Source organism: Lentibacter sp., from assembly GCF_965657785.1.
GTDB lineage: Bacteria > Pseudomonadota > Alphaproteobacteria > Rhodobacterales > Rhodobacteraceae > Lentibacter.
This window is the reverse complement of the sequence record NZ_CBFHPP010000001.1, coordinates 101400-113358: the sequence shown is the minus strand read 5'-3', so window position 1 is coordinate 113358 and position 11959 is coordinate 101400. Positions and strand designations below refer to the sequence as shown.

Here is an 11959-nt window from a genome sequence, read left to right as displayed (position 1 = left end):
GTTATGTCAGCATATGACGAGTTGATGGCGTTTCAGCGCCAAACGGAGGCTTTGGGGCAGGTGGCCGGTCGGCTCGGTTGGGATCAGGAGACAATGATGCCCGAGGGGGCTGCCAACCAACGCGCAGAAGAGTTTGCCGCGATGGAAGCTGTGCTTCATGCGCGGCGCACAAATCCGCGCATTGGCGAGTGGCTCTCCAAAATTGACCCGGTCACGCTTGACGCCGTCGCCGCAGCGAACATCCGGCATATCCGCCGCAGTTTTGAACGCAATCAACGTGTTCCAGCCAAGCTTGCGGAGGCGATTGCAAGGCTCAGTTCAAGCGCACAAAGGATTTGGTCTGAGGCGCGGGCCAACGAAGATGTAGCTGCCTTTTTACCCGCCTTATCAGACATGATTGCGCTTAAACGTGAAGAATCTGCTGCGCTCGCAGAGGGCGGCAATGCTTACGACGCTCTTCTGGATGACTATGAGCCTGACACCAGTGGCGATGATGTGGCTGAAACCTTTGTGGCGATGCGGCCACGGCTTGTTGCGCTACGCGACAAAGTGATGGGCGCTGATCAACCCGCAGAACTCAACCACGCGTTTGATGAACAAAAGCAGATGCGCCTTGCGCGCGCTCTGGCCAAGACCTTTGGCTATAATATGCAAAAAGGGCGGCTCGATAAGGCCGTGCACCCGTTTTCTTCAGGGTCGGGCGATGACGTGCGCATCACGACGCGCACGGCTTTGCACGATCCTTTCAATTGTATCTATTCAACGATCCATGAGACCGGCCATGCAACCTATGAGCAAAACATTGCGCCTGAGCACTTGCTTACTCCGCTGGGCGAAGGCGTGTCTCTTGGTGTTCATGAAAGCCAGAGCCGTATTTATGAAAATCAACTCGGCCGCTCGCGTGCCTTTACAGGCTGGCTTTTCGGGCAAATGAAAGAGGCGTTTGGCGACTTTGGTGTGGCGAATGAAGAGGTGTTTTTTCGCACGGTCAATCGCCTCAACAAAGGCTATATCCGCACGGAGGCGGACGAGGTTCAATACAATCTTCATATTATGCTGCGCTTTGATCTGGAGCGCGATGTGATTGGCGGAAAGGTTGAGGCGCGTGACCTTGAGGAGGCTTGGAACGCCCGCTTTGAAGCTGATTTTGGCTACGCTGTCGACAAGCCATCAAATGGTCTGTTGCAAGACGTGCACTGGTCCTGCGGACTTTGGGGATATTTTCCGACCTATGCTTTGGGCAATGTTTATGCCGGCTGCCTATATGAAGCATTACGCCTTGCACGCCCCAATCTGGACAACGAGCTGGCGTCGGGAGATCTAAGCGGCGCAACGGGATGGCTTCGCGATGCTGTTCAGGTTCATGGTGGTCTATATCGCCCGCGTGATTTGATATCGCGGGCCTCTAGCCAAACGCCCAACGAAGCGCCGCTTCTGACATATCTTGAACAGAAATTTAGCTGAAGACACGCGCCATAGGCCTTGGCTTACGGCGCGTGTGTTTTCTTAGCCTTTGCGGCCATCAAGCGAGAACTTCCCTGCGCCTGCAATCGCAAGTGCTATGTAACCGCCTGTTAAGGCGACGTTTTTAAGAAAGTTTGTCATCTGATTCTGATCCGATGGGTCAAAGTGATACAGCAGCCCCGAGACAAGGCAGAAGGCGCCGAGCGCCAAAGCGACAGGGCGGGTCATAAATCCTACAAGGATCGCTAGGCCACCCAGAATTTCAAACAGGATGACAGGCCAGGCCAAAATCGCTGGAATGCCCCCAGAGGCCATAAACCCTGCGAAGCCCTCGACATTTCCGAGCTTGCCAAGACCCGCGATGATGAACAAGAGCGCTAAAAATATGCGCGCGACAAGAAGTGCTGAGTTAATTTGTTGTGTCATTGTTACGTCCCTATAAAGTGTGACGGGATGGATAATAGAGTGCGCAAGTTTTGAATACGGGCACAGGTGCAAGCATTCTGTGCATAATTGCACGGTTAACTCTAATTTGTGGATCAAATGAAAAAGGGCGTGCAAAAATGCACGCCCATCCAGCCCCAGTGGCCCGTCTGACAGTATTTCAAACTTGCCACGCACGTAATATTGTCGGCGCTGTGCCACAACACAGAATTTCGCACATATACTGTGCAAAATTAAACGCTTTTTGCGTTACTCTTCTTCAGCCGCTGCGGCTGTTTCATCATCATCGCTGGGGTCCGCGATCCACGCCACAGAAACGACCTCTTCGCCTTTTCCTGTATTGAACACCTTAACACCACCCGCACTGCGCGAGCGGAAGGAAATACCCTCTACAGGCACGCGAATGGATTGGCCCTTAGAGGTTGCGAGCATGATCTGATCTTCCATCTCAACGGGGAAGCAGGCGACGATTTCACCGCCACGCATGGCTTTGTCCATCGCCGTAACACCCATGCCACCACGCCCGCGAACGGGATAATCATGGCTTGAGCTGAGCTTGCCTGCGCCGCCTGTTGTCAGGGTCAGGATCAGGTTTTCCTGTGCTGACATTTCGACATAACGCTCCTGCGAGATGCTGGCATTTGCATCGCCCTCGTCATCAATGCCCTCGGCATCATCGGCAAGGCCCGCCATGGCACGGCGCATTTTGAGATAGGCCGCGCGCTCATCCGAGCTGGCCTCAAAGTGGCGAATAATGGACATAGAAACAACGCGTTGACCTGGTTGGAGGCGCACACCACGCACACCGGTAGAGGCGCGGGAATTGAACACCCGCACATCTGTTGTCGGGAAGCGAATGGCGCGGCCACCGTTCGTTACGAGCATGACATCGTCCTGATCAGAACAAATCCGCGCATTCACCATATGCACTGATCCATCTTCAGGAAGCTTCATCGCGATCTTGCCGTTGCGCATGACGTTGGTGAAGTCTGAAAGACGGTTTTGGCGCACATCCCCCGCAGAGGTCGCAAACATGATCTGAAGCTCTGCCCAGTCCTTTTCGTCGCGGTCGATCGGGAGGATTGCTGCAACAGACACACCAGGCGGAATTGGCAGGATATTAACAATTGCCTTGCCCTTTGAAGTGCGTGAGCCTTGGGGCAGACGCCATGTCTTGAGTTTGTAGACCATACCATCGGTTGTGAAGAACAAGAGCTGCGTGTGGGTGTTTGCGACGAAGAGGTTTGTGACGACATCCTCTTCTTTGGTTTGCATACCCGACAAGCCCTTGCCGCCACGCTTTTGAGCGCGGAAATCGGCCAGAGGGGTGCGCTTGATATAGCCGCCCGAGGTAACAGTGACGACCATGTCTTCGCGTTCGATCAGGTCTTCGTCGTCCATGTCGCCTGACCAATCAACGATCTCGGTCCGACGGGGCACGGCGAAAAGCTCGCGAACCTCTTTCAGCTCGTCAGAAATAATCCCCATGATGCGCTCACGCGACCCGAGAATTTCCAAATATTCCTTGATCTTACCTGCCAATTCTTCAAGTTCATCGGTGACTTCCTTGACGCCAATTTGGGTGAGGCGTTGAAGACGCAATTCGAGGATGGCGCGGGCTTGGATTTCGGAGAGGTTGTAGGTTCCATCGTCATTCACGGGATGGAGCGGATCATCAATAAGTTTAAGATATCCTACGATATCGCCCGCAGGCCAGCGGCGTTCCATCAGTTTGAAGCGCGCTTCGGCGGCATCGGCGGAGGCGCGGATCGTGGCGACGACCTCATCGACGTTGGAAACGGCAACGGCCAAGCCACAGAGGATATGACTGCGTTCCCGCGCTTTACGAAGCTCGTAAGCTGTGCGACGTGCAACAACATCTTCGCGGAAGTCTATGAAATACGTCAAGAAATTGCGCAGTGTGAGCTGCTCGGGGCGGCCACCATTGAGCGCCAGCATATTGCAGCCAAAGTAGGTTTGCATGGGCGTAAACCGGAACAACTGGTTGAGCACAACCTCGGCCGTCGCATCCCGTTTGAGCTCGACGACGACGCGGACGCCGTTGCGGTCGGATTCGTCTTGGACGTGGGAGATGCCTTCAATTTTCTTGTCGCGGGCGGCTTCGGCGATGCGTTCGATCATCGTCGCTTTGTTAACCTGATAGGGGATCTCGTCGATCACAATGGCAAAGCGGTCTTTGCGGATCTCCTCGACGCGGGTTTTGGCGCGAATGACGACGCTGCCACGGCCCTCAAGATAGGCTTTGCGCGCGCCTGTGCGGCCCAGCATGATCCCGCCTGTGGGGAAATCGGGGCCGGGCACATAGTCGATCAATTGCTCGCTGGAAAGGTCGGGCTGCTCGATCAGGGCAAGGCAGGCATCAACCACTTCACCAAGATTATGCGGCGGAATATTGGTCGCCATCCCAACCGCAATCCCGCCCGCGCCATTGACCAGCATATTGGGAAAACGTGCGGGAAGAACCGTCGGCTCGCGGTCTTTGCCGTCATAATTGTCTTGAAAATCAACGGTGTCTTTGTCGATGTCCGCCAGAATAAAGGCGGCGGGCTTGTCCATGCGCACTTCCGTATAGCGCATCGCGGCGGCGTTATCGCCGTCCATGGAGCCAAAGTTGCCCTGACCGTCCAGAAGCGGCAGCGACATCGAAAAATCCTGCGCCATACGCACCAGCGCGTCATAGATCGCGGAGTCCCCGTGCGGGTGATATTTACCCATCACATCGCCCACAGGACGGGCTGATTTGCGGTAGGGCTTGTCATGCGCGTTGTTGGTTTCGTGCATGGCATACAGGATGCGGCGGTGCACGGGTTTGAGGCCGTCTCTGAGGTCGGGAATCGCGCGGCTCACGATCACGCTCATGGCGTAATCGAGATAGGAGCTTTTCATCTCATCGACGATCGAGATTTTGGGGCCATCATAGACGTAACGCGCAGGCGTGTTTTCGTCTTTGTTTTCAGGTGTTTCGGGCGTGTCGTTCACGTGATTTTCTCGCCTGTCCTGTGGATCTATATCTTGTTGTAATTCTTATATCAGAGCCATGATATAGGGTGCAATGGGGGCGGGCTGGCTCATTTGGGCTGACTGCGGATTATGGGGTTAATACATTGATATTTAATGACTTTTAGTTTGAAATTGTAGCTGCTGAGCGCGACGCGATGCGGAGCGCTTAAAATATGCCAATCGTTAAGGCTGCGCACCGCTTGGTTAACGCCGCTTGGAGCGGCTGATTCTAGGGGGGTGATAAGCGTGCACTTTGTGTGCACCGGGCGTGCACCCCCCAAACACCGCTTGTGTTAAGAGAAAATTAGCTAAGGCCGCGTGCGCAGCTATAGGAGAATGTTTACAGGTCTTGATGCGGCGGAGCACGTCAACGCAAAGGCAGCCCGTGGTGCGGGCCGTTGATTTGGATATTTTTGGCAAAAAGAAAGGGCGGCGGGAGACGGCTGACGGCGCGCGGCTGTCTTGGCGCAGCTGTTGTTGCTTATGTGTTTTGTCTCACGCCAAAAGGGAGATGCTGCCCAGAAAAAGCCCCCCCCGATCGTCTGGGGAGGGAGACTTATGGGCGCTTGCGGGTGGGAGAAGACCCGCGGCCCAGATCGGTTAGGGAATGATGCGGCTGTATTTCACACCTTCCAAAGACGCGCCTGCGAGCAGGCCCGCTTGTCCGAAGATCACGGCCAGCACAGGAGAGGTCGCTGTGGTTGTTTCGGCGCGAATGTTTTCGCCCTGATCTCGGAAGACATATTCCACATCTGCCCCTGCGGCCCAGCCGCTGGAGCGGCGGAAATTCATCAAGGCGTCATCTGTCATGAAAAAGAGAACATGGGCGTATTGCTGTGCGCCGATCTGAAGGCCGACGCTGCCTTTGGTGGCGGAGTAATAATCGACCGTGACATCATTGACCCGCAAGGCGCCGCGCCCGTAGCCGCCGCCGATCCCGAAGCCTGCCTCTGTGACCAGTGGCATCACCAGCATACCTGCTGATTTTTGCGCCAAATCCTGTGTGGAGGGGTATTGGCCGTAGAGGAAATTGAGGGTCTGCTCAACGCGCGCATCAATAGAGGCGCTGCCCTTGGAGCCGACGCCGTTGCCGCAGCCCGCCAGAAGAGCTGTGCTAACGACTGCGCCAAGCGCAAAAGATCTGCGAGAAAGTATTGTCATGATTTCACTGCCGTATTGCCTGAATAAAGTGCTGGTTTTGCCCAGCTTGTATTAATCATACGCCTTTTGAGCGGTGCTGTCACCCCAAACTCTAAAAATTGAGCGTAAATCTGCCCGATCAATCGCCTTTGAGGCGAGTTTGGGGCCGTTTAGGAGCCCAAGAGCCGTGCGGCGCGGGGGGCAAAATACGTCAGGATGCCGTTGCAGCCTGCGCGTTTGAAGCACATTAGGCTTTCCATCATCGCCTTGTCGCCATCAATCCAGCCGTTTTGCGCCGCGGCCTCTATCATCGCGTATTCGCCAGAGACCTGATAGGCGTAGGTCGGCGCGCCAAAAGCCTCTTTGACGCGGCGACAGATGTCCAAGTAGGGCATCCCCGGTTTGACCATGACCATATCGGCGCCCTCAGAAAGGTCGCGCTCAACGCAGCGCAGGGCTTCGTCGGAATTGGCGGGGTTCATCTGGTAGGTTTTCTTATCGCCTTTGAGCGCATCGGCCGCGCCGACCGCGTCGCGGAAGGGGCCGTAAAAGGCCGAGGCATATTTGGCGGCATAGGAGAGCAGGAGCACATCTTTGTGCCCAGCGCCCTCAAGGGCGGCGCGCAGGGCCCCGATCCGGCCATCCATCATATCAGAGGGGCCGATGATATCGACGCCAGCCTCGGCTTGGGAGAGGGCCTGTTTGATCAGCGCGTCTATTGTTTCGTCATTGACGATTTTGCCATCGACGACAAAGCCGTCATGGCCTGTGTCAGAGTAAGGATCAAGCGCGACATCTGTCATCACCGCGATTTCTGGCACAGCCGCTTTGACGGCACGGGTGGCGCGGTTGGAGAGATTGTCAGGGTTCCACGCCTCGGCGCAATCGGCGGTGCGATGGGCGGTGTCTGTATAGGGGAAGAGGCAGATTGCGGGAATGCCGAGGGCCTTGGCCTCGCGGGCGGCCTCGACCACTTTATCAACCGAGCGGCGCATCACGCCCGGCATGGAGGGCACAGGCTCTTCTACGCCTGCGCCATCGCGCACGAAGAGCGGCCAGATCAGATCGCTTGGGGAGAGGGTGTTTTCGGCCACAAGCGCGCGGATGCCTTCGCTTTGACGGGTGCGGCGCAGCCGTGTTGCGGGGAAGGGGGCCTGGATCGCGCGCATCGTGTCTCTCCGAAAATCTATGCGTGCTGAAACTGTCATGGAAATTGCGCCACCTCAAGGTTGGAATTGCCAGAAACGCGCGCTATGAGGGGCGAAACAATGTGAGGGGCGCGGGCCTTGGACTGGTATTCTACGGTTTTTGAGCTGATTGATATGCGCTCGTTCAGCAACCTTTGGTTCTGGATTGCCTTGGCTGTGATGTGGTCGACGACCTCGCATTGGGTCTTGGGGGTGCCGTGGGATATGGTTTTGCGGGCGCAGCGCGATAGCGGGCAATATGAGGACGACTTATTGGATATCGTGCGGATCAACACCAACCGTTTGCTGCATATTGGCTCGGTCTCGGGGCTTTGGCTTTTGGGGTTTGCCTGCTTTTTCCTGACGATGCTCGGAATGTTGGGGTTTCTTTATGGCTATGAATTTGCGCAGGCTTTGTTTTTGCTCGGGTTTCCGATGTCGCTGATTGGGGCTTTGTCTTTGTCGACGGCGCGGCTGATCCGTGAGGAAGATGCGGCGGGGGCGCGGCTACAACAGCTGATGTTTCGTCAGCGCACCATCACACAGGTGATCGGGATGATCTCGATCTTTGTGACGGCGCTTTGGGGGATGTATCAGAACCTCACCTATGGCGTGCTGGGCTAGGATATGGCCAAGCTGGGGACAGACCATATCACCGTGAGCGGTGCGCCTGAGGGCTTTGATGCGCAGCTTCTGGTGGCGGAGGCCGAAAAGGCGGGCGCGGCCTTGCATATTGCGCGCGATGACAAGCGGCTGGCGATGATGCGCGCGAGTTTGCAGTTTTATGCGCCTGATCTGCCTGTCTTTGCCTTTCCAGGGTGGGATTGTCTGCCCTATGACCGTGTGTCGCCCAACCCTGATATTTCGGCGGCGCGGATGGCCACTCTGGCGGCGCTCGTGCATGAGATGCCGCAGCGCTATATCCTGCTGACCACGCTGAGTGCGGCGATGCAGTATATTCCCGCGCGCGAGGTGCTGCGCGAGGCGGCGTTCAAGGCCACGGTGGGGGAGCGCGTCAATGAGGAGGCTTTGCGCAACTTTTTGGTGCGCATGGGCTTCTCGCAAAGCCCCACCGTTACGGAGCCCGGCGATTACGCCATTCGCGGCGGGATCATTGATATTTTTCCGCCCGGCGATGGCGGGCCTGTCAGGCTTGATTTCTTTGGCGATGTGCTTGACGGGGTGCGCCGCTTTGATGCGGCCACGCAACGCACCACCGAGACCCTAGGTGGCGTCGAGCTTGCGCCTGTCTCCGAAGTCTTGCTTGATGAGGCCTCGATCACGCGGTTTCGCCAGAACTACCGCCTCGAATTTGGTGCGGCGGGCACCGATGATCCGCTTTATGAGGCCGTCTCGGCGGGGCGCAAACACGCAGGGGTCGAGCATTGGCTGCCCTTCTTCCATGAGCGTCTGGAAACGCTGTTTGACTATGTGCCAAATGCCAGGCTGACCTTTGATGAGGGTCTTGATGCCAAGCGCGAGGCGCGGTGGGAGGGCATTGTCGACCAATACGAAACCCGCAAGATCGCGCTTGGCGCGCGCGGGCGGATGGACTCTGTCTATAAGCCTGTGCCAGCAGAACAGCTTTACCTTGATGAGGCGGCTTGGGCCAAAGCCATAGCGCCGTTGCGCGCGCTCAAGCTTGTGACATTGCCCCAGCCCACGGGTGCGGGCGTGATAGACGCAGGCGGGCGGATCGGGCGCAACTTTGCCCCCGAGCGTCAGCAGGAAAACACCAATCTGTTCAGCGTTCTGAAAGACCATATCCTCGCCAAAATGGGCGAAAAACCTGTGCTTCTCGCGAGCTACTCAGAGGGCGCGCGTGAGCGGATCGAAGGTCTGCTTGATGATGAAGGTCTGATCGGCGCGGTCACTGTCAAGGACGCCCGCCGGATTGGCAAACGCGGGCTTCATCTGGCCGTCTGGCCGCTTGAGCAGGGCTTTGAGACGCCTGATCTGGTTGTCATCGCCGAGCAGGACATTTTGGGCGACAGGCTTATCCGCGCGCCGCGCCGCAAGCGCACAGCCGAAAACTTCCTGACCGAAGCCCAGAGCCTCTCTGCGGGCGATCTGATTGTTCATGTCGATCACGGCGTCGGGCGCTATCACGGCCTTGAAGTTGTTACGGCTTTGGGCGCGGCGCATGAGTGCCTCAAGCTTGAATATGCCGAAAACTCAACGCTTTATCTTCCGGTTGAAAATATCGAACTCTTGAGCCGCTATGGCCATGAAGAAGGCTTGCTGGACCGTCTCGGCGGCGGCGCGTGGCAGTCGAAAAAGGCCCGCCTTAAAGAGCGCATTCGCGAGATGGCGGATAAGCTCATTCGGGTTGCGGCCGAGCGTGCGCTGCGCCGTGCGCCGATTATGGAGCCGATGGCGCACGCTTGGGAAGAGTTTGCCGCGCGCTTTCCCTATCAGGAAACCGATGACCAGCTCGCCGCGATTGAAGATGTGCTAAACGATCTTGGCTCTGGCCAGCCGATGGACCGTCTGATTTGTGGCGATGTCGGCTTTGGCAAAACCGAAGTGGCGATGCGCGCGGCCTTTATTGCTGCGATGCAGGGCGCGCAAGTTGCGGTGATTGCGCCGACGACTTTGCTGGCGCGTCAGCATTACAAAAGCTTTGCCGAGCGCTTTCGCGGCTTTCCCTTGCAGGTGCGCCCGCTGAGCCGGTTTGTCAGCGCAAAGGACGCCAAGCTCACCCGCGCGGGCATGAAAGACGGCACGGTTGATATTGTGATCGGGACGCACGCGCTTTTGGCCAAAGACACGCGCTTTCGCGATTTGGGCCTGCTGATCATTGACGAGGAGCAGCATTTTGGCGTCGCACATAAGGAGCGCCTCAAGGAGCTGCGCTCGGATGTGCACGTGCTGACGCTCACGGCGACGCCTATTCCGCGCACGCTTCAGCTGTCTTTGTCGGGGGTGCGCGATCTGAGTATCATTGGCACGCCGCCTGTGGACCGTCTCGCCATTCGCACCTATGTGAGCGAATTTGACGGGGTGACGATCCGCGAGGCGCTCTTGCGCGAGCATTATCGCGGCGGCCAGAGTTTTTATGTGGTGCCACGCATCACGGATTTGCCCGAGATTGAGGATTTCCTCAAAACCCATGTGCCGGAAGTGAGCTATATTGTGGCGCATGGGCAGATGGCGGCGGGCGAGCTTGATGAGCGGATGAACGCTTTTTACGACGGCAAATATGATGTGCTTTTGGCGACGACGATTGTGGAGAGTGGGCTTGATATTCCGACCGCCAATACGATGGTTATTCACCGTGCTGATATGTTTGGTCTGGCGCAGCTCTACCAGATCAGAGGGCGGGTGGGCCGCTCCAAAACCCGCGCCTATGCCTATCTGACAACGCGGCCAAGGAAGCCTTTGACCGCCACCGCCGAGAAGCGTCTGCGCGTTCTTGGGAGCCTTGATACGCTGGGTGCGGGCTTTACGCTTGCGTCACAGGACTTGGACATTCGCGGCGCGGGCAACCTGCTTGGTGAAGAGCAATCCGGCCAGATGCGCGATGTGGGCTATGAGCTTTATCAGTCGATGTTGGAAGAGGCGATTGCCAAGATCCGCGCGGGCGAGGCCGAGGGCATTGTGGAGGCGGGCGACTGGTCGCCCTCGATCGGGCTGGGTGTCCCTGTGTTGATCCCTGAAAATTATGTGCCTGATCTGGATGTGCGTCTCGGATTGTATCGCCGTCTCAGTGGGTTGGACGGCAAAGTTGAACTAGAGGGCTTCGCTGCCGAGCTGATTGACCGCTTCGGGCCCTTGCCGCGCGAAGTGAACACATTGCTCCTTGTCGTGCGCATTAAGGCGATGTGCAAGAAGGCAGGCATTGCCAAGCTTGACGGCGGACCGAAGGGCGCGACTGTGCAGTTTCACAACGACAAATTCGCCTCGCCGGTGGGGCTTGTCGAGTTTATCCGCGACCAGAAGGGGCTGGCCAAGGTCAAAGACAACAAGATCGTTGTGCGCCGCGACTGGAAGAGTGACGGCGACAAAATCAAAGGCGCTTTCGCGATTGCGCGCGATCTGGCGCAGAAAGTGGCTGATGAGAAGAAGGCCAGAAAGGCTGCGAAAAATGCTTGAAAGCGGATATCATGAGTTGCCCGAGGGCTATACGGCCTCGGTTGTGACTTACCTTGAGATGCACGCGCGCCCGCCGCTGCGGCCCTGTGCGGCGGGGGGGCTTCGTCTCACGCGGATCACAACGCCCGACGCGGCGCGCTATCGGGCGCTGTTTGAAAAGGTCGGGGGCGATTATCTCTGGTCAAGCCGCCTTGAGATGACGGATGCGGCTTTGCTCGCGGTTCTATCTGACCCGAGGGTGCATCTTTATGTGGCCATGAGCGGCGCAGAACAGGCGGGGCTGCTGGAACTTGATTTTCGCGCCGATACGGGCTGTGAGCTGGCGTTTTTCGGTCTGACGCCAGAGCACGTCGGCGGTCAGGCGGGGCGTTGGCTGATGAACGAGGCGCTGACACGGGCCTGGGATGAGGATATCTCGCGGCTTTTTGTGCACACCTGCACCCTCGATCACCCCAAAGCGCTGGCCTTTTATATCCGCTCGGGCTTTGTGCCCTACAAACGCGCGGTTGAAGTCGCCCCTGATGCGCGCCTCACAGGGCATCTGCCCAAAAGCGCCGCCCCGCAGATCCCGCGGCTCTAGGTCTTTTTCTTTCCAAAAATATCCCGGG

Annotated in this window: 8 protein-coding genes; 4 read left to right on the top strand and 4 right to left on the bottom strand. The window is 57.3% G+C overall.

Annotated elements, in window-relative coordinates; translation table 11 throughout:
• The first annotated feature begins 3 nt into the window (after window positions 1–3).
• Window positions 4–1464, top strand: a complete 1461-nt coding sequence (locus tag ACTF58_RS00545) for a carboxypeptidase M32 (RefSeq protein ID WP_438990008.1) — start codon at window positions 4–6, stop codon at window positions 1462–1464.
• A gap of 42 nt (window positions 1465–1506) precedes the next feature.
• Here the strand turns inward: ACTF58_RS00545 and ACTF58_RS00540 are convergent, their stop codons facing one another.
• The 4 genes from ACTF58_RS00540 to hemB all read right to left on the bottom strand — a co-directional run bounded on the left by ACTF58_RS00540 (window position 1507) and on the right by hemB (window position 7238).
• On the bottom strand, window positions 1507–1890 hold the full coding sequence (locus ACTF58_RS00540) for a DoxX family protein (RefSeq protein WP_438990007.1): 384 nt from the start codon (window positions 1888–1890) through the stop codon (window positions 1507–1509).
• A gap of 267 nt (window positions 1891–2157) precedes the next feature.
• The gene (gyrA, locus tag ACTF58_RS00535) at window positions 2158–4908 is read right to left on the bottom strand and encodes a DNA gyrase subunit A (RefSeq protein ID WP_438990006.1); all 2751 of its coding nucleotides are present in this window, start codon (window positions 4906–4908) and stop codon (window positions 2158–2160) included.
• A 621-nt stretch (window positions 4909–5529) separates the two neighbouring features.
• Window positions 5530–6090 (bottom strand): YSC84-related protein, encoded by a 561-nt coding sequence (locus tag ACTF58_RS00530; protein ID WP_438990005.1) that lies wholly within the window; start codon window positions 6088–6090, stop codon window positions 5530–5532.
• Window positions 6091–6239: 149 nt separating this feature from the next.
• Window positions 6240–7238 (bottom strand): porphobilinogen synthase, encoded by a 999-nt coding sequence (hemB, locus tag ACTF58_RS00525; protein WP_438990004.1) that lies wholly within the window; start codon window positions 7236–7238, stop codon window positions 6240–6242.
• Window positions 7239–7355: 117 nt separating this feature from the next.
• On the opposite strand from hemB, the gene ACTF58_RS00520 reads away from it, so the two are divergent.
• From ACTF58_RS00520 to ACTF58_RS00510, 3 genes are read left to right on the top strand one after another with little or no spacing between them, the layout of a single operon-like run.
• Window positions 7356–7880, top strand: coding sequence for a component of SufBCD complex (locus ACTF58_RS00520; RefSeq protein WP_438990003.1), 525 nt, complete (start codon window positions 7356–7358; stop codon window positions 7878–7880).
• A gap of 3 nt (window positions 7881–7883) precedes the next feature.
• Window positions 7884–11351: a transcription-repair coupling factor gene (gene mfd, locus ACTF58_RS00515; protein ID WP_438990002.1), complete on the top strand. Its 3468-nt coding sequence runs from the start codon at window positions 7884–7886 to the stop codon at window positions 11349–11351.
• Window positions 11344–11931, top strand: coding sequence for a GNAT family N-acetyltransferase (locus ACTF58_RS00510; protein WP_438990001.1), 588 nt, complete (start codon window positions 11344–11346; stop codon window positions 11929–11931). Before mfd ends, ACTF58_RS00510 begins: the two co-directional genes overlap by 8 nt.
• Window positions 11932–11959: the final 28 nt, after the last annotated feature.